Annotated in this window: 14 protein-coding genes and 1 tRNA gene; 12 read left to right on the forward strand and 3 right to left on the reverse strand. The window is 60.1% G+C overall.

The window, feature by feature from the left end:
* The first annotated feature begins 173 nt into the window (after window positions 1–173).
* The 11 genes from def to ACN0XM_RS02930 all read left to right on the forward strand — a co-directional run bounded on the left by def (window position 174) and on the right by ACN0XM_RS02930 (window position 12,719).
* Window positions 174–677 (forward strand): peptide deformylase, encoded by a 504-nt coding sequence (gene def / locus ACN0XM_RS02880; protein WP_417565409.1) that lies wholly within the window; start codon window positions 174–176, stop codon window positions 675–677.
* Window positions 678–770: 93 nt separating this feature from the next.
* Complete coding sequence (fmt, locus tag ACN0XM_RS02885) at window positions 771–1,706, forward strand: methionyl-tRNA formyltransferase (RefSeq protein ID WP_417565410.1); 936 nt, start codon at window positions 771–773, stop codon at window positions 1,704–1,706.
* Between the two features lies 1 nt (window position 1,707).
* Window positions 1,708–3,009: a 16S rRNA (cytosine(967)-C(5))-methyltransferase RsmB gene (gene rsmB, locus ACN0XM_RS02890; protein ID WP_417565411.1), complete on the forward strand. Its 1,302-nt coding sequence runs from the start codon at window positions 1,708–1,710 to the stop codon at window positions 3,007–3,009.
* A complete protein-coding gene (trkA, locus tag ACN0XM_RS02895) occupies window positions 3,006–4,409 on the forward strand; it encodes a Trk system potassium transporter TrkA (RefSeq protein WP_417565412.1) in 1,404 nt (467 codons plus the stop codon). Before rsmB ends, trkA begins: the two co-directional genes overlap by 4 nt.
* Before the next feature lie 101 nt (window positions 4,410–4,510).
* A complete protein-coding gene (gene glyQ / locus ACN0XM_RS02900; protein ID WP_417565413.1) occupies window positions 4,511–5,536 on the forward strand; it encodes a glycine--tRNA ligase subunit alpha in 1,026 nt (341 codons plus the stop codon).
* 2 nt (window positions 5,537–5,538) lie between these two features.
* The gene (gene glyS, locus ACN0XM_RS02905; protein WP_417565414.1) at window positions 5,539–7,620 is read left to right on the forward strand and encodes a glycine--tRNA ligase subunit beta; all 2,082 of its coding nucleotides are present in this window, start codon (window positions 5,539–5,541) and stop codon (window positions 7,618–7,620) included.
* A 2-nt stretch (window positions 7,621–7,622) separates the two neighbouring features.
* Window positions 7,623–8,180: a D-glycero-beta-D-manno-heptose 1,7-bisphosphate 7-phosphatase gene (gmhB, locus tag ACN0XM_RS02910; protein ID WP_417565415.1), complete on the forward strand. Its 558-nt coding sequence runs from the start codon at window positions 7,623–7,625 to the stop codon at window positions 8,178–8,180.
* A gap of 35 nt (window positions 8,181–8,215) precedes the next feature.
* A tRNA-Pro gene (locus ACN0XM_RS02915) sits at window positions 8,216–8,292 on the forward strand.
* Window positions 8,293–8,604: 312 nt separating this feature from the next.
* Window positions 8,605–10,971 (forward strand): EAL domain-containing protein, encoded by a 2,367-nt coding sequence (locus tag ACN0XM_RS02920; RefSeq protein ID WP_417565416.1) that lies wholly within the window; start codon window positions 8,605–8,607, stop codon window positions 10,969–10,971.
* Window positions 10,972–10,997: 26 nt separating this feature from the next.
* Window positions 10,998–12,287 (forward strand): diguanylate cyclase, encoded by a 1,290-nt coding sequence (locus tag ACN0XM_RS02925; RefSeq protein WP_417565417.1) that lies wholly within the window; start codon window positions 10,998–11,000, stop codon window positions 12,285–12,287.
* Between the two features lie 60 nt (window positions 12,288–12,347).
* A complete protein-coding gene (locus tag ACN0XM_RS02930; protein ID WP_417565418.1) occupies window positions 12,348–12,719 on the forward strand; it encodes a VOC family protein in 372 nt (123 codons plus the stop codon).
* A gap of 50 nt (window positions 12,720–12,769) precedes the next feature.
* On the opposite strand, the gene ACN0XM_RS02935 is transcribed toward ACN0XM_RS02930, so the two are convergent.
* Genes ACN0XM_RS02935 through ptsP form a run of 3 tightly spaced genes read right to left on the reverse strand, consistent with a single transcriptional unit; the run spans window position 12,770 to window position 18,317 of the window.
* Window positions 12,770–14,524: a PTS fructose-like transporter subunit IIB gene (locus ACN0XM_RS02935; protein WP_417565419.1), complete on the reverse strand. Its 1,755-nt coding sequence runs from the start codon at window positions 14,522–14,524 to the stop codon at window positions 12,770–12,772.
* Window positions 14,521–15,486 carry a 1-phosphofructokinase gene (gene pfkB / locus ACN0XM_RS02940; RefSeq protein ID WP_417565420.1) on the reverse strand — a complete coding sequence of 322 codons (966 nt, stop codon included), beginning with the start codon at window positions 15,484–15,486 and terminating at the stop codon, window positions 14,521–14,523. The genes ACN0XM_RS02935 and pfkB overlap by 4 nt, the downstream gene beginning before the upstream one ends.
* Entirely contained in the window at window positions 15,486–18,317 is a 2,832-nt protein-coding gene (gene ptsP / locus ACN0XM_RS02945) for a phosphoenolpyruvate--protein phosphotransferase (RefSeq protein WP_417565421.1), read from the reverse strand. The genes pfkB and ptsP overlap by 1 nt, the downstream gene beginning before the upstream one ends.
* Window positions 18,318–18,450: 133 nt before the next feature.
* On the opposite strand from ptsP, the gene cra reads away from it, so the two are divergent.
* Entirely contained in the window at window positions 18,451–19,461 is a 1,011-nt protein-coding gene (gene cra / locus ACN0XM_RS02950) for a catabolite repressor/activator (protein WP_417565422.1), read from the forward strand.
* Window positions 19,462–19,575 lie beyond the last annotated feature (114 nt).

A 19,575-nucleotide genomic window follows, 5' to 3' on the forward strand; every position in this document is an offset into this window, starting at 1 on the left:
AGCTGCGGCCCCGCCCCGATAATAGTAAAGTCAGGGGGGAAATTTGCGCAGTACGCTGTCGCATTTTGGAGATCGGTTTCACACTGTTACAAAGAGCGCAAAGGTTACAAAAGTTAACAGAGACGCCGGCAGACAGTCTGGCGTCCCGACATACAGGCCAAAAGTACGAGCATATGATTCTAGAGATTCTCGAATACCCGGATCCCCGTCTACGCACCATCGCCAAGCCGGTTGAAGAGGTGACAGACGCAGACCGCAAGCTGATCGACGATATGTTCGAGACCATGTACGATGCGCCCGGCATTGGCCTTGCGGCTACCCAGGTCAACGTTCACAAGCAGATCATTGTTATGGATCTGTCGGACGATAAGAGCGAGCCCCGGGTGTTTATCAACCCGCAGGTGGAAGTACTCGATGGTGAAAGAGAAGCCATGCAGGAAGGCTGCTTGTCGGTACCCGGCTTCTATGAAGACGTTGAGCGGATCGAACACTGCAAGATCCGGGCGCTGGGTCGTGATGGCAAACCCTTCGAGATCGAAGCCAGAGGCCTGCTGGCGGTGTGCATCCAGCACGAGATGGATCACCTGAACGGCAAGCTGTTCGTGGATTACCTCAGCTCCCTGAAGCGCACCCGCATTCGCAAGAAGCTGGAGAAACTCCACAAGAAGAGCGCCTGATCTGCCTTCGGGCGGGCACCAAAATCAGAGGCTATTCCGGACCGGGTCACGACCCGGTCTTTTCGTATTCAACGAAACAGAGATCAAAACACCGTGCGACTTGTTTTTGCCGGCACCCCGGATTTCGCTGCTACCGCTCTTGAGGCCTTGATGGCCAGCCACCACAACATTGTGGGCGTCTACTCCCAGCCGGATCGGCCCGCCGGCCGTGGCCGGAAGCTGCAACCAAGCCCGGTCAAGCAGGTCGCCATGGAAAACAGCGTTCCGGTGTTCCAACCCGAGAGCCTCAAAACCCCGGAAGCCAGGCAACAGCTGGCGGACCTGCAGCCAGACGTCATGGTCGTCGCCGCCTATGGGCTGATCCTGCCGAAAGCCGTGCTGGAAATTCCAACTCACGGTTGCCTGAACATCCATGCCTCCCTGCTGCCCCGCTGGCGCGGTGCCGCGCCTATCCAGCGGGCCATTGCTGCCGGCGACGAAGAAACCGGCATCACCATCATGCAGATGGACGAGGGTCTGGACACCGGCAACATGCTCCTGAAATCCCTGACCGCCATTGAAGAACAGGATACAGGCGGCAGCCTCCATGACCGGCTGGCGGAGATGGGTGGCAAGGCCATCGTCAAGGCCCTCGAATTGCTGGAAAAAGGCGAGCTCAGTGGCGAAGCCCAGAACGACGACCTCGCCTGCTATGCCCGCAAGTTGAGCAAGGACGAGGGCCACATCGACTGGTCCGCAGCCGCCATCGACATTGAACGACTGATTCGTGCCTTCAACCCCTGGCCCGGAACCTACACCGATCTGGGCGATCAGCGCATCCGGATTCACGCAGCCAAAGCCCTGAATGACACCGCCAACAAGCCGGTGGGTACGGTACTTCGGCGCGAGCGGGGCGGTATCGACATTGCCTGCGGAACCGGAACCCTGCGCATCATCCGGCTGCAGCTGCCAGGCTCCCGGGCCCAGAGCGCTAACGACCTGATTAACGGCGGCAAGGAATTACTCATGCCCGGACAGGAGTTACGCTGACATGGGCGACCAACCTCAACCCATGCGCGCGATTGCCGCCGGCGTTATGCTGGCGGTGGAGAGCGGCCAGTCGCTGTCCCAGTGTCTGCCGCCAGCCCTGAACCGCCTGCCACCGAACGAACGCCCGGAACTCCAGGCCCTGTGTTACGGCACGTGCCGCTGGTTCCACCGGCTTGACGGCGAGCTCAATGGCCGGCTGAAAAAGCCACTTCGCAAACCGGACCGCGTTATCCATCACCTGATGCTGGTCGCACTCTTTCAGCTGCGGTTCAGCCAGCAGGCCACCTACGCCGTGCTGAATGAAACCGTGGAAGCCTGCCGCGCCCTCGACAAACCCCACCTGACCGGCCTGGTGAATGGTGTACTGCGAGCTGCCGAGCGGGACGGCGCGCCGGAACCCGCCAATGATTCGGCCCGTTTCAGCCACCCGGTGTGGATGGTGGAAAAGCTACGCCACAACTGGCCGGAAGACTGGCAGAAGATTCTGGAGGCCAATAACGCCCAAGCGCCCATGACGCTGCGGGTAAACGCCCTGCGCTTTAACCGGGACCAGTATCTGGCACTGCTTCAAGAAGCCGGCATTGAGGCCGGCCCGACCCGTTTCGCGCCTCATGGCATTCAGCTGGCCAGCGCCGTTCCCGTGGAGCGCCTGCCCTGGTTCGCCGATGGTGCTGTCAGTGTCCAGGACGAGGCGGCTCAGCTTTGCACCACCTTGCTCGATCTGGCTCCAGGCCAGCGGGTACTGGATGCCTGTGCCGCTCCCGGTGGCAAAACCTGCGCCATCCTGGAAAGTTGTTCGGAGCTCTCAGAAGTTGTCGCCATTGATGAGTCCACCGACCGCCTGCCCCGGGTGCAGGAAAACCTTGATCGCCTGGACCTGCACGCAACCCTGATCCAGGCCGATGCCGCGGCTACCGATCAATGGTGGGATGGCAGGGCTTTCGATCGGATTCTTCTGGACGTGCCCTGCAGTGCCAGCGGCGTAATCCGCCGCCACCCGGACATCAAGTTACTGCGCCGGGAATCCGATATTGTCCCATTGGCTGCTATCCAGCTTGGGCTACTGGACGCCATGTGGGCTATCCTGAAACCCGGTGGCCGGCTGGTGTATGCCACCTGCTCGGTGTTCCCCCAGGAAAACCACCGTATAATTCAGCGGTTCTGCAAACAGCAGACCGATGCCATCCTTATTGAGCCCGACGCTCAATGGGGGCGTGATATGGGTGCCGGGCGGCAATTGCTCCCGGATCCGTTCAGCCATGACGGCTTCTTCTATGCCGTGCTGGAGAAACCCGAACCATGAAAATCCTGATTCTCGGTGCAGGCCAGGTGGGCGGCACACTCGCGGAAAACCTCGCCAACGAAGCCAACGACATCACCATTATCGACAGCGATGGTGCCCGGTTGCGCGAGCTGCAAGACCGGCTCGACATCCGAACGGTCCAGGGCGAGGCGTCTTATCCGACAGCGTTGCGACAGGCGGGAGCCGAAGATGCCGACATGCTCATCGCCGTTACCAACAGCGATGAAACCAACATGGTGGCCTGCCAGGTGGCCAAACTGCTGTACAAGACCCCCACCACCATCTGCCGCGTCCGGGCCAGTGCCTACCTGGCAAAATCCGAGCTTTTCTATCAGCGCGACCAGACCAAGGATCTCGACAGTCTGCGGGGCTTTCCCATCGACGTTCTGATCAGCCCGGAACATCTGGTGACCAAGCACATTACCCGGCTGATCGAAAATCCCGGTGCCCTGCAGGTACTGGAGTTCTCCAAAGGCCTGACCCGACTGGTGGCCATTCGCGCTGCCAGGGGTGGCCCTTTAGTCGGCCATGAGCTCTCTTACCTGCGCACGCACATGCCCAAGATCGACACCCGGGTGGCGGCCATTTTCCGGAAAGACCGGGCCATCATGCCCGAGGGCAACACCGTCATCGAAGATGGCGACGAGGTCTTCTTTATTGCAGCCGGCGATCATATAAAGTCGGTTATGAGTGAACTGCAGCCACTGGTAAAACCCTACAAACGCATCTTTATCTGCGGTGGCGGCAACATCGGTCAGCGGCTGGCCCACACGCTGGAAAACCGTTTCCAGGTGAAACTTCTGGAACGGAACCACGACCGCTGTGTGATGCTGTCGGAAAACCTTCGCAAAACCGTGGTACTGGAAGGCAACGCAGCCAACAAGGACATTCTGCTCGAAGAGAACATCGAGAATACCGATGTGTTCTGCGCGGTGACCAACGACGATGAGGCGAATATCATGGCCTCACTGCTGGCCAAGCGCCTGGGCGCCCGAAAGGTCCTCACCCTGATTAACAACCCGGATTATGTGGACCTGATTCAGGGCGGCGACATTGATGTCGCCATCTCTCCCCAGCAAACCACCATCGGCAGCCTTCTGACCCACGTTCGCAGAGGCGATGTGGTGAATGTTCACTCACTTCGCAGGGGTGCTGCCGAGGCCATTGAGGCCATCGCCCATGGTGATCACAGATCGTCGAAAGTCGTCGGCCGGCGGCTGGACGAGATCGCGCTGCCGGAAGGCACTACCATCGGTGCCATCGTGCGACGGAGCGAAGTTTTGATTGCCCACGACCACCTCCGGATCCAGCCGGATGACCACGTAATCCTGTTCCTGGTGGACAAAACCCGGATACGGGAAGTGGAAAAACTGTTCCAGGTGGGACTCACCTTCTTCTGATTTAGAAATACACATCCAGCACGCGTATAATGCGCCTTTTTTCGGAGTGCCCCGAAGGACAACCGGGGCGCCACACACAGACTGATCAGCAGGCAACCGTCGTGACAGACAAGGTAACAGCACAGACAACTCCGGACATCGGGACCTTCCAGGGCCTGATCCTGGCTCTGCAGAATTTCTGGGCGCAGCATGGCTGCGTGATCCTCCAGCCACTGGATATGGAAGTGGGCGCTGGCACCTTCCACCCGGCTACCTTCCTGCGGGCCATCGGACCGGAAACCTGGAATGCCGCCTACGTTCAGCCCAGCCGCCGGCCCACTGACGGCCGCTACGGCGAGAACCCCAACCGTCTGCAGCATTACTACCAGTTCCAGGTGGTCCTCAAGCCGTCCCCGGACAACATTCAGGAATTGTACCTGGATTCCCTTAAAGCCCTGGGCCTGGACCCGCTGGTGCACGACATCCGGTTTGTGGAAGACAACTGGGAATCACCGACACTCGGTGCCTGGGGCCTGGGTTGGGAAATCTGGCTGAACGGCATGGAAGTCACCCAGTTTACCTATTTCCAGCAGGTGGGTGGCCTGGAATGTTTCCCGGTCACCGGCGAGCTCACCTACGGGCTTGAGCGGATCGCCATGTACCTGCAGGGCGTCGACAGCGTTTACGATCTGGTCTGGACTGAAGGCCCTGATGGTGTGGTCACCTACGGTGACGTGTTCCACCAACAGGAAGTGGAGATGTCCACCTACAACTTTGAACACGCTGATACCGAGTTCCTGTTCCACAGCTTTGATGTCCATGAGCGGGAAAGTGCCCGCCTGATCGAAGCCGGCCTGGCGCTGCCAGCCTATGAACAGGTTTTGAAAGCCTCCCACACCTTCAACCTGCTGGACGCCCGCCACGCGATTTCCGTGACTGAGCGCCAGCGCTTTATTCTGCGGGTTCGAACCCTGGCCCGGGCGGTTGCCCAGGCTTACTTCGACAGTCGCCGGGCACTGAGCTTCCCGCTGGCGCCCGAGGCGTTGCGTAAGGAAGTTTTGGCAGCCGCTGAGGCCGCCGATGACAAGGCCAGGAGCAAGAACGACAAGAAAGCGAAGAAGGCACCGCAGGAACAGGGGAACGCATAATCATGGCAACACAGGATTTTCTGGTCGAACTGGGCACCGAAGAGCTGCCCCCCAAGGCCCTAAAGACACTGTCTGACGCCTTCACCCAGGGCATTGCCCGGGGTCTGGAAGAGGCCGGTATCGAATTCGGCAAGGTCGAGTCCTTCGCCGCACCGCGCCGCTTGGCGGTCCGCATCCGGAACCTGTCCGATGCCCAGCCGGATAAATCCGTTGAAAAACGCGGCCCCGCAGTCAAGGCCGCCTTCGACGACGCCGGCAACCCGACCCGGGCGCTCACCGGCTTTGCCACGTCCCTCGGTGTGACTCCAGACCAGCTCGACACTTTGGAGACCGACAAGGGAGCCTGGGTGGTTTACCGTACTGTGGAACAGGGCAAGCCCACCGTGGAGCTGATGCCGGACCTGGTCGAGCAATCTCTGGCCGGCCTGCCCATTCCCAAGCGCATGCGCTGGGGCGCCCACCGCACCGAATTTGTACGCCCGGTGCATTGGGTCCTGCTGCTGTTCGGCAACAAGGTGATTGATGCCCCGATCATGGGCCTGACCCCGGGCAACAAGACCCGGGGCCATCGTTTCCATTGCCCGAAATCCCTGATCATACCGACACCGGGCGATTACGAGGTGGTGCTCAAACAGGAAGGCTATGTGATCGCCGATTTCGCCGAGCGCCGGGAACAGATCCGCGCTGGCGTAACCGAACTGGCCGAGAAGGAAGCCGGCGGCAAGGCGGTGATCGATGAAGATCTGCTGGACGAAGTGACAGCCCTGAACGAATGGCCGGTGCCCCTGATGGGCCGATTCGAGGAGCGCTTCCTGGACGTGCCCGCGGAAGCCCTGATTTCCTCCATGAAAGAACACCAGAAATACTTCCACGTGGTGGCCGCCGACGGCGAAATGCTGCCCCTGTTCATCACCGTTGCCAACATCCAGAGCAAGGACCCGACGCAGGTGATTTCGGGTAACGAGAAGGTGATCCGTCCCCGCCTGTCCGACGCCGCCTTCTTCTACGAAACGGACCGGAAGACAAAGCTTGAGGACCGTGTTGACGCCCTCAAGCCCATCGTATTCCAGGAAAAGCTCGGCAGTATCTACGACAAATCCGTACGCGTCGCTGCCCTGGCCCGGAAAATTGCCGACGCCATCGGCAGTGACCCGGCCCTGGCCGAGCGGGCGGCCATGCTGGCGAAGACCGACCTGGTGACCGAAATGGTGCTGGAGTTCACCGATCTCCAGGGCATCATGGGCCAGTACTACGCCGCCAACGACGGCGAGCCGGAAGACGTGGCCAAAGCGCTGAACGAGCAATACATGCCCCGCTTCGCCGGGGACGACCTGCCCACCACCCTGACCGGCTGCGCCATTGCCATCGCCGACCGCCTGGACTCCCTGGTTGGCCTGTTCGGCATCAACCAGCCACCCTCCGGTACCCGTGACCCGTTCGCCCTGCGCCGGGCCTCCCTCGGGGTGCTGCGCATCATTATCGAACGGCAGCTACCGCTGGACCTGCAAACCTGCTGCGAGTGGGCGGAAGCGAACTTCACGGTGCTGACCGAGAAGAACACCGCCACCACAGTGGTGGATTACATGCTGGAGCGTTTCCGGGCCCACTACGACGAGCAGGGTATCGGTGCCGAGGTTTACCTCGCTGTCCATGCCCGCCGGCCAACCCGGCCGCTGGACTTCGACCGCCGGGTAAAAGCCGTGGAAGCCTTCCGTCAGCTACCGGAAGCGCAAGCCCTGGCCGGTGCCAACAAGCGCGTGTCCAACATCCTGACCAAACAGGGGGGCGACAGCATTGGTGAAACCGTAGACGCCAGCCTGCTCCAGGACAGTGCCGAAAAAGACCTGGCGGAACAGGTCAACCGGCAGGCGGATAAGGTGCTGCCACTGTTCGAGCAAGGTGACTATGCCAGCGCTCTGAGCTCCCTGGCCAGCCTGCGGCAATCGGTGGACAACTTCTTCGATGAAGTGATGGTGATGGCCGACGACGAGGCCATCCGGAACAACCGCCTGGCGCTGCTGAACAGGCTGCGCAACCTGTTCCTGCGCGTAGCGGATATCTCGCTGTTGCCCACCACCGGCTAACGATGCTGATCATCCTCGACCGGGACGGGGTCATCAACCAGTACGATGGCAATTACATCTGCTCGGCGGATGAATGGCTCCCCATTCCCGGCAGCGTTGAAGCGGTGGCCCGGCTCTGTAACGCCGGCCACCGCATCGCCATTGCCACCAACCAGTCCGGCATCTCCCGCGGCTACTTTGGCATCGACGAACTGGATGCCATGCATGAAAAGCTGGAGCGCCTGGTGGAAGCCGAGGGCGGCTGCATCGACTTTATTGCTTACTGCCCCCATCACCCCAACGACCATTGCCACTGCCGCAAACCGCTGACGGGACTGCTGGAACAGATTCGTCGGCATTTCCACCTGGACACCCTCGAAGGCGCGATCATGGTGGGCGACAGCCGAAAAGACCTGGAAGCTGGCCACGCTGCAGGATGCCAGACGGTGTTGGTGAGAACCGGCAACGGTCAGGACACCGAACGCCACCTGGACGCCAGGCCCATACCCGGCGCCGATGTCAGTATCTACGACAATCTCAGCAAATTCACCGATGCCCTTTTATCCGCCGAGGGCTGGTAAAACCAAGGCGAATCCGTATAATACCGGCCGTTGATCGGCGTGTGGCGCAGCTTGGTAGCGCACTTCGTTCGGGACGAAGGGGTCGCAGGTTCGAATCCTGCCACGCCGACCACTTTCCCGCCTCCTTATCTTTTTTTATCTCCTGCTGATCGTTCAGCACCAGTTCATCCGGATCACGAACGGATTGAACAACCGAACCTCGATATGCATGGTGATCCAATGCTGCCAGAGTCTCATCCAGGCCATTGTCGGCGTAACAGCTTGCCCACTCTTCACTGACACAACATGTTGAAACAACACGAGTGGCTGGCCAAAGGGGAGAAATCCACCCATAGTGTCAGGCAGATGGAGTGAATCCCGATCGATCTCCATGAATTGGTTATAAGGTTCAAACAGACGCTGAACCTCATGCGGAGACTGGCCCATGGAAAACCCGAGCATCGAAAAACGCAGACTGGCTGCGCTCGATCGTTTGGGCATTCTGGATACCCCACCAGAAGAACGCTTTGAACGACTGACAAGAATCGCACGGCAGTATTACGGCGTAAAAACTGCACTCTTCTCGGTGCTTGATGAGGAGCGTCAGTGGTTCAAGTCCCGCCAGGGCCTGGATACCTCTCAAACACCAAGATCCGTGGCATTTTGTGACTACGCCATCCAGCAGGACAAGATTCTTCTGGTGGAAGATGCAACCAGAGATCCACGCTTTCAGAAGAACCCCTTGGTTACCGGCAAACCCCACATACGTTTTTATGCTGGCATGCCCGTACGTGAACCCAGCGGTTTCAAGATAGGCACGCTCTGCATTATTGACGACAAACCCAGGCAATTCAGCGAAATTGACCTGGATGTTCTGCGCAGCCTGGCCAGTATTGTTGAAGATGAGCTGGAACGCTCTTACCTTGCCTCTGACGACAATGAATATGTCCCCGTTTCCCACCTGAGCCGCTCGATTCACCGGGCCCAGAACGTTTTCCTGACCAGTGACAATGAGCGGGCGGCCTTCGAGCTGATGCTCAGTGATTTGCTGTCGCTGACTGGTAGCCAGTTCGGTTTCATAGGCGAAGTACTTCAGCAGCAGGACCAGACTCCATACCTTAAAATCGGCGCGATTACCAATATAGCCTGGAGCCCGGAAACCCAGGCCCTCTATCAGGAAGTGGAGCGACGGGGCCTGGTTTTCGACCGTCTGGACAACATTCTGGGCCAGCCCATGGTAACCGGCGAAGTGATTGTCTCCAGCGACCTGGCTTCAGATCACCGCCGAGGAGGGCTACCTGCCGGCCACCCGCCAATCAGTGCCTACATCGGCATTCCGGTGTTTTCCGGCGACCGGGAAATCGGCCTGATCGGCCTTGCGAACCGAATGGGAGGCTACAAGGCAAAGATGGCCGAAGAGCTGGAGCCTTTGATGCAAACAATAGGCAACCTGATCGAACGCAAACGGCTCTACCAGGAAAAGCGGGAGCATCAGAAAAGCCTGGAGCAGGCTGCCAACTATGATGCGCTTACGGGCCTGCCGAACCGCCGCCGACTGACTGAGCTGTTTGAGCAGGAACTCTTTGAAGCAACCCAGCGGAATGGGGTCGTTTCGGTCTGCTTTATCGATCTGGATGGTTTCAAGGACATCAATGACGAACACGGCCATGCAGTCGGTGATGCCGTGCTGAAATCGGTTGCCGAGAGATTGATGTCCAGCGTGCGGGCTCACGATGTCGTAGCCCGGCTTGGAGGTGACGAGTTCGTAGCGATTCTCCGGGATGTAGACGACGAGCGAGTGTACGCACGGCTTCTGGAATCCATCCGCCAGCCCATCAGCTACAAACATCATGTCCTGCAATTGTCCGGCAGCATGGGTGTAACAGTCTTTCCTGATGACAATTCGGATGCCGACATGCTGTTACGCCATGCCGACCAGGCCATGTATGGGGCTAAGGAAGCAGGCAAGAATAATTACACCTTGTTCGATCTGGATTCCCACTTTTCCCGCAAAGAGAGGGTGCGGGTGATCGAACAGATCGACGACGCCATCAAACTGGGTGAACTTGAACTCTATTACCAGCCCAAAATCAGCTTTGGCAGGCACTGCGTCGAAGGATTTGAGGCACTTATCCGATGGAATCATCCACGAAAAGGACTGCTGGGACCCGGCCATTTTCTGGACCATATTGAGTACACGGAGTACGCCCGTAACGTTGGTAATTTTGTCCTCCGGGAAGCAGTCACTCAGTTGCAGAACTTCAGCCAGAAGCAACTGCCCTACAGCCTCAGTGTGAACCTGAGTCCTTCCCATTTCCTGGGCCCGGGATTTCGGGAGGACCTCGCCCTGGCATTAAATGATTGTCCCCCGGAGATCCGCTCTCGCCTGATTCTCGAAATTCTTGAAACAACAGCACTGGATGACACAGACAGGGTTCTTGAAAACCTTCGGGCCTGCCGGGAACTTGGGGTTGATATTTCTCTTGATGATTTCGGTACCGGCTACTCTTCACTGGACCTTTTCCGGCGTCTGCCTGCCAAGGAAATCAAAATTGACCGTTCCTTCGTAATGGACATGCTCGACAATAACGACAGCGACATGATCGTAAGCGCTATCGTCAGCCTCTCGAAGAGCTTCAAACGGCGCCTGGTCGCCGAAGGCATTGAAAGTTTCGCCGTTGAAGCCAAACTGATAGAACTGGGATGCGATCTCGGTCAAGGCTTTTTCTATAGCAAACCGCTGCCCCTGAGTCAGGCACTGGACTGGGCACAGACCTTCAACTGGGAAAACAGGGCGCGTACTGGAGCCTGACTCCAGGCTGAAAAGTGACGGAACACATGGAACTGACAACGGAAACCCGACTGAAAGCAATTCTTGAAGGCACGGGCGCTGGCACCTGGGAGTGGAACCTCGATACCCAGGAGGTTATCTATAATGATCGCTGGGCACAGCTTCTCGGCTACAGCCTGGAAGAGCTTGAGCCAGTCACCTTCCAGACCTGGGAAAGCCTTTGCCATCCCAACGATCTGGTAAAGGCGAGAGAGGCACTCGCCCGCTATCTCGACGGAGCAAGCCAAAAGTTTGAATGTGTAGTCCGCATGCTTCACAAAGACGGAGACTGGCGGTATATCCACACCCGCGGAACGCTGCTGACGGACGATCAGGGCCGCGACACTCGCTGGCTGATGGGGACCCACCTTGATGTTACCCGGGAGATGGTGAGCCAGCATCAGATGGAGCAGCTCTCCAAATCGTTACCGGGTATTATTTATACCTTTGTTCTCGAACCGGATGGGCGCTATTACTTTTCATACCTGAGTGAGAAAACCTGGGAATTCTATGGGGCGTCTCCTGATGAATGTCGCCGGGACCCGGAGGAAATCTTCAACAGCATTCATCCCGATGATCTCTCCGCCGTGCAAGAGAGTATCGCCATTTCTGCGCGAACCATGGAAGAGTGGGTTTGTGAATACCGAGTGAGAATCGGGGGCAAGATCTCTTGGCTAAGAGGTGTGTCTCGACCTGAAAGGGATCCTAATGGCACGATTACCTGGCACGGCATGGTCACTAACATCGACAGGCAGAAAAGTCTGGAACTGGAACTGGAACAACTGTCCATTACCGATGAACTGACCGGCTTGAATAACCGCCGCTACATGCTCCGGAAACTGGAAGAATCGGTAGCGGAAAGTGAACGCTATGGTGATGATTTCTCCCTCGTTTCATTGGATGTCGATTTCTTCAAGAACATTAACGATTCCTACGGGCACCCCACCGGTGATGCCGTATTGCAGCGGTTCGCAACAATCATTGAAACGCGAATACGAAAATCCGATGTTGTGGCCCGGACCGGGGGTGAAGAATTTATCATCTTCATGCCCAGCACCGGCCTGGCCGAAGCGGAGCAGGTGGCCGAGTCCCTGCGGGTTGCCCTGGAGGCGGAAGAATTCGTCAGCGACGACGGCGAAACCTTTAACGTGACTTTCAGCGCGGGCGTTGTTAACTGGTCCGGCGCCGGCGCCAATGCCACCTCGGTCCGGGATCTGCTCTCAGCCTGCGACCAGTCGCTGTATGCGGCAAAACGGGCCGGCAGAAACCGGATCGTCGTCAATCGGGCGGGAAAGTGATCCTGCCGGCACGCGCAACGTAATAACCAGGCCCAAAACCATCATTAACGGAGAACGACCATGATCGGATACGTCACCCTTGGCGTCAGTGATATGGAGAAAGCGAAGAAATTCTACACAGACCTGCTGGGGGACCTGGACGCAAAAGTGCTTCTGGACCTGGACCGCATTGCCTTTATTGGCAAGAACATGGGCTCACCCATGCTGGCGGTGTGCAAGCCATTCAACGGTGAGCCGAACCATCCGGGCAACGGCAACATGGTGGCCCTGCAGCCGGGTTCAAAAGAGGCGGTGGATGCCCATTACCACAAGGCCATCGACCTGGGCGCCACCTGCGACGGCGAACCCGGGCAGCGCATTCCCAACCAGTTCTACGGGGCTTACGTGAAAGACCCGGACGGCAACAAGCTGGCGTTTTTCCACTTCGGTTAACAGCAATGGCCCTCATTGCAGGGCCATTTTCCTTCATCTGCGATCGGCAATCAGGAGGTCGTCGCCACCACCTCCGCCTTCCCCGTTTTCAGCAGGGCATAGCCGAAGCCAATAACCAGTGACCCCACCGCAATGGCAATCAGGTAAGGCAACACCGAACTGACCGCATTCGGAATGGCCAAGACAAACAGCCCACCATGGGGCGCCATCAGCTTCACCGTGAACAGCATCGTCAGGGCTCCGGTGATCGCCCCACCAACCATGCACACCGGAATCACCCGCAGCGGGTCCTTGGCCATAAACGGAATCGCCCCCTCGGAGATAAAGCACAGACCCAGCACAAACGAGGCCCGGCCCGCCTGGCGCTCCGCCTCGGCAAACTTGCGGCGGGCCACAAACGAGGCCACGCCCATGCCAATGGCCGGCACCATACCCGCCGCCATAATGGCCGCCATGGGCGCGGAACCCCCGCTGCCCTCAGAGAGCAGGCCCACCCCGAAGGTATAGGCCGCCTTGTTGACCGGGCCGCCCAGATCAAAGCACATCATGGCGCCAAGGATACCGCCCAGCAGAATCGCATTGGTGGTGCCCATGCTCTCCAGGAAACCGGTCAGACCGTCCATAATCGCCGCCATCGGCTCGCCAATCACGTAGATCATCCCCAGACCCGTGACCAGGCTGGCCAACAGCGGGATGATCAGGATCGGCTTCAGGGATTCGATGCTTTCCGGCATCGGCAGCTTCTGGCTGATAAAGCGCGCCACGTAGCCGGCCAGGAAGCCGGCGATAATGCCCCCGAGGAAACCGGCGCCCAGTTCACCGGCCAAATAGCCGCCAATCATGCCGGGCGCCAGGCCGGGCCGGTCGGCAATGGACCAGGCAATGTACCCGGCCAGCAACGGAATCATCAGTTTGAACGCGGTGCCGCCACCGATCTGCATCAGGGCCGCGGCCAGGGTGCCTTCTTGCTGAAATGCCTCAATCCCGAACACGAAGGACAGGGCGATCAGCAAACCGCCCGCCACCACCATCGGTAGCATGAAGGAAACGCCGGTGAGCAGGTGCTTATAGGGCCCCCGGCTTTCGCCGCTACCGGCACTGCTGGCGGCTTTCTGCGGTCCGGCATCAAGAACCACCGCCTCGGCCAGGGCATCACGAATGGCATCGGTGGGTTTTTTCAGGGCGGCGCCGGTGGAGGTCCGCCACACCCGCTTGCCGGCAAAACGGCTTGGGTCCACTTCGATGTCGCAGGCCAGGATAACCACATCCGCGGCAGCGATTTCCTCGTCAGTCAGGGGGTTCTGGGCGCCCACCGAGCCCTGGGTTTCCACCCGGATCTGATGGCCGGCCGATTCTGCCGCAGCAGTCAAGGCCTCTGCCGCCATAAAAGTATGGGCAACGCCCGTGGGGCAGGCGGTTACGGCAACAATCCGTTTACCAGCAGATACCTTCCCGGCAGAGGCTGTCGCTGCCTGGCTGGCTCTGGCCGGATCCCAGGGCACTGCCTCTGCCTGAGCCCTATCCAGAATTGCATCCGGATCAGGCAACGCGGCAGTGACCGGGATCTCCAAGAGGCGTTTGCCGGCGTAGGCCTCAAGGTCCACCGCGACGCCGACGGCGGCAATAACCAGGTCCGCCTGCTCGATGGTTTCAGCATCGGGCTGGCTTTCCGCTTTGCCATCCGGTCCCCGGCTGTCGGTGGTTACCGACCAGCCGCGACGGTTCGCTGCCCGCTCCAGTGCCCGGGCCGCAAGAAAGCGGGTTGCCACGCCCTGGGGGCAGGCAGTCACAATAATCAGTTTCATAACGGCATCTCTCCGGTGTTGTTTTCCCCGGGCCATGGCTGCACCCGGGTTTGTTGGAGAAGGGAAGAAAAGTCCGGTGCCTGGGGATTTCCGACACCGATGTGTTGCACACATTCGGCAGACAACGCCGTGGCGAACGTCAGTACTGCATCATCAGGCTGGCAAGCAAGCACACCGTGGAGCATGCCCGCCAGTAAGGTATCGCCGGCGCACACGGTGCTGACTACCGAGACCGGAGGTACCCAGGATCTCAACGTGTCGGTCGGTGACGACCACAACACGCCGCCCGCACCCATGGACACCACCACATGAGGTACGCCGCGGGCACGGATTCGGGCGATTGCGGTTTCCACTGCGGCCATGTCCTTCAAGGGCACACCCGCCCAGCCAGACAACTCATCCGTGTTGGGCTTGACCGCAAAAGGCCCTGCCTCCACCCCGGCTTTAAGACCCTCACCACTGGCATCCAGCCAGACCGGTTTGCCAGCGCGGTTAGCCTGTTGCACCAGCTCAGCCAGCCCGGAAGGCGGAAACCCTTCGGGCAGACTGCCGCCGATAACGACTGCGTCGCAGTCCGGCAGCAGCGACGCCAGGCGAAATTCCAGGCGCTGAAGAGCGTCTGCCGGCATCCGGAACCCCGGTCCGTTCAGGTCGGTCACCCGGCCACCGGGCTCGGCGACCTTGACGTTGATCCGGTTCTGGCCTGGCACGCGCACAAAACTGTCCTGCAACCCTTCAGCCGCGAACAGCCGCTCAAAAGCGGTGACATTGGCTTCGCCCAGCAAGCCGGTCACGGTGACCGAATGGCCCAGCCGCGCCAGCACACGGGCCACGTTGATGCCCTTGCCAGCGGGTTCCAGCCGGGTGTTGCCGGTGCGATTGACTTCGCCAAGGGTTAGATCGGCGATTTCGACACTCAGATCCAGTGCCGGATTCAGGGTAACGGTGAGAATGTTGGCCATCACCAGGCCTCCAGGGCATCACGCACCTCAGCAGCGGTTGCCATGGACAGGGCCTTTTCGGCCTGCTGGCGGGCGTTTTCGAGGCTCAGGCCACGAATGCAGGCCTTCACCAGGGGCACCCGACGGCTGGTAACCGAGAGCTCGTCCACGTCCAGGCCCAACAAGACCGGAATGGCCTGGGGGTCGGAGGCCAGTTCTCCGCAAACCCCGACCCAGCGGTCGTGCGCATGGGCCGCGTCTACCGTCATCCGGATCAGTCGCAACACCGCCGGGTGCAGGCCGTCCGACTCGGCCGACAGCTGGCCGTGGCCACGGTCGATGGCCAGGGTGTACTGGGTCAGGTCATTGGTGCCGACGGAGAAGAAATCCACCTCCGGCGCCAGGGTCGACGCCAGCAGGGCACAGGAGGGCACTTCGATCATTACCCCCACCTGAACATCACCGGCTGGTACTTCGGCCTGCACTTTGGACACGATCGCCCGGGCAGCCCGGAATTCTTCCAGATCCTTGACCATGGGGAACATGATGCGCAGGGGCCGGTCGCCCGCCGCAGTCAGCAGGGCGCGCACCTGGGTTTCGAGAATATCCGGTCGGGTCAGGGACAGCCGGATGCCGCGCATGCCCAGAAACGGGTTGTCTTCCTGGGGCAAGGGCCAGTAATCCAGGGGCTTGTCACCCCCGACATCCAGGGTACGGGCCACCAGGGGCAAGCCGTTCAGGGCATCGAACGCATGTTGGTATTCACGCACCTGGGTGTCGAGGTCCGGGGCTTCGGGATGGGCCATGAAAATGAACTCGGTGCGAAGCAGGCCGACACCGTCGGCGCCCCGATCAACCGCATCCGGCGTGTGAGCCGTGTTGCCCAGGTTGGCGCAAACTTCGATGGTGTGTCCATCCGATGTGGTGGCCGGCTGATTACGGTTTTCATGGGCCTGCGCCTGCAGCGCTTCCAGTTGTTCCAGGCGACGGCGGATTTTCTCGCATCGCTCAGCCCCCGGATTCGGCACCAGGCAGCCCCGTTCGCCATCCACTACCAGATCAGAGCCATTGGTGATAGTAAGTATTCGCTCACCGGCACCCACCACCGCTGGCAGACCCAGAGCACGGGCAAGGATGGCGCTGTGAGAGGTTGCCCCACCCCGGGCGGTGATCAGGCCACGTACCCGCGTGGTATCCAGTCGGGCGACATCCGACGGCCCGAGATCGTCGGCCACCAGAATGTAGGGGGTGTCCGGTGGCGTCGGCATGGCCGCGCCGCAGAGATTGGCCAGCACCCGGCGGCCGACATCCCGCAAATCCGCGGCGCGTTCCGCCAGCAGCCGATCAGCCAGCGCTTCCTGGCCCCGGGCTGCGGTGTCGATGGCTTTCCACCAACCCGCTTCGGCGGAGGCACCGTCATTGATCGCTTCCAGCGTGGCCTGATACAGGTCCTCATCCTGAAGCATTTCCACATGCACCGAGAGAATCGGCGCGGCTTCACCGCCCTCCGCATGACGGATCAGGGTCCGGAGCTGACCACCCGCTTCATCAATGGCCCGGTTCAGGCGCTGAATCTGCTGTTCACTGTCGGCAGCGGACTCCGGGTACTCCAGAACCGGCTGGCGCATCACGAACGCCGGCGCCATCGCCAGCCCCGGGGAGGCGGCCACGGCTTTGATTGGCTGGTCGTCAGCCAGGGGTTCAGCAGGCTGAGCCTCCTGCGCCGTGGTTTTCTGTTCGGCAGAGCGCAGCGGATCGACCTTCTCGCCCAGACCGTCTTCAATGGCGCTGGTCAGCGACACGATGGCCTGATCGGCCTCGTCTCCGGTCGCCGACAGCAGCAACATCTGCCCCCGGCGAGCGCCCAAACCAATGACGCGCGTCAGACTGGTGGCGGACACCGCGCTGCCATCACTTTCCAGCAGGCGTATCCGGATGCTGGCATTATGGCGCCGTGCCTCCTGGACCAGATGCTTGGCCGGCCGGGCATGGAGTCCGTGGGTATTGAGCAGGGTCACTCTTGCAGTGATGGCATTGGCAGCCTCACCGGACAGCCTGGCCAGAAGGGCGTCCGCACTCAGGCCGTCAATCGGTTCATTGCGCGCCAGGAAATTATCAATACGGTCCAACAGGTCGTGACATTCGTCTCCGGGCCCGGCCAGACAGAACACACCCCGAAGTTCCGGCGTTGGCCGCTTTGGTGTTGCCAGTGACAGGGTCGGGCGCTTCGCACCAACGGTATGATGGATCAGCCAGAATCCCTGCCCGAGGGCCACCGGCGGCTGCCCGATAATTTCCGCCAGAAAATCGGTACCCACACAGCGCAAGCTTTGGAGGCGGGCGGCGGCAATCAGAGCCAGCTCATTCGGCGTCGAGGCGTCGATACCAAGGCACAGGGTGTCGCTGTCACATTTGGCAACCCGCGGGGCTTTGGAAAGCAAGGCGACCAGTTCGGCGGCGTCAGTAGCCCGGCCAAGCCGCTCCGCCAATCCGGACTTGTCCAGAACACGGGTAAGATGGCGGAGAATATCCAGATGCTCATCAGACTGGGCCGCAATGGCCACCAGCAGATGAACCCGGGCACCATCGTGCCAGGTGATCCCTTCCGGGAACTGGAGGATGCGGATACCCGTCTCCAGAACAGCCTGCCGGCTTTGGGGCGTACCGTGGGGAATGGCAATGCCGTTACCCAGCACCGTGGATGACTGCTGTTCACGGGCCATCATTCCAGCCAGGTACTCGGGGGAGATGCGGCCTGCAGTTTCAAGGTCCAGGGCCGCCTGTTGCAGTGCGTCTTGCCAGTCAGTGGCAATGGCACCCAGTCGAACGTCGTTGGCGGTCAGCGTCAGCATGAGCGTTGCCTCGCTTTGTTGTTTTGATAGAACGTCTCTTTTTTCATTGCTGAATCGTGTCAGCATGCTTAAAATCGATCATGAAACAGATATGATCAGAAATCAAGCAATCTTTTAATCGGAGCTGTCGCCCATGACCCTTGCGGAACTTGCCCGGCTTGCCGGCGTTTCAAGAACCACCGCCAGTTATGTCATCAATGGCCAGGGGGTTGCCCGGCGCATCAAGCCGGACACCATCGAGAAGGTACTTGCGGTCGCTCGCGATCATAATTTCCAGGTGGACACCCAGGCGGCGGCGCTGCGGGGCGGAGCCAGCCGGACCCTGGGGTTTATCCTGCCGGATCTGGAGAACACCAGCTACGCCCGGCTGGCCAAGCTGCTTGAGCAAGGCGCCCGTGCTCGGGGGTACCAGCTGCTGATCGCCGGCTCTGACGACGACCCGGAGACCGAGAAATCCCTGGCTCGGTCCTTGAGAGCAAGACGCTGCGATGCCCTGATCGTGGCCAGCGCTCTGGCCCGGGACGACCCGTTTTACCGGGACCTCCAGCAGGATGGCCTGCCCGTGGTTGCCGTGGACCGCGCCCAGTCACCGGAGGTGATCCGCTGCGTGGTCAGCAACAACCGGGCCGCCGCCGAGGCCCTGACCCGGTCTGTGCTGGAGAGCGATGCCTCCACGATCGCCTGGCTGGATGCCGTGCCCGGGATTGCCATGACCCGCGAACGACGAGAGGGCTTTCTGGCCGCCGCCGGCCAGGCCGGGGTCACCCCTCTCATCATGAGCGGTCCCCACTACGATCGCGCCTCCGGTGCGGCGATGATGAACCGGATGCTCCGGGAGCATGGCCTGCCGGACGCCGTGGTAACGGCCTCCTACACTCTGCTTCAGGGGGTTCTGGATGTGTTGCTGGAACAACCGGGCGGACTGCCGGACAACCTTCGCCTGGCGACGTTCGGGGATGATCGCCTGCTGGACTTTCTACCGCTTGCGGTGAACTCCCTGCCCCAGAATCATGAAGCCATAGCCAGGGCCACGCTGGAGCAGGCATGGGCCGCCATTGCCCAGCAGGGGGGGATAAAAACTGTCGTCATCAACCGAACGCTGAAAGCGAGGCCCGCAGCTCTTCGCAACTCCGGCAATCAATAAAAAATAATGATGCGGTCAGAATGATCATTCTGTGTTAGCGTTTTGTAGTGTTTGGCAGGCGTGTTTTCGCCTCACACCCATAACCTGCATAAGGACCCGAAACCAACAGAGTTA

It is taken from the genome of Marinobacter sp. (assembly GCF_048269445.1).
Lineage (GTDB): Bacteria > Pseudomonadota > Gammaproteobacteria > Pseudomonadales > Oleiphilaceae > Marinobacter.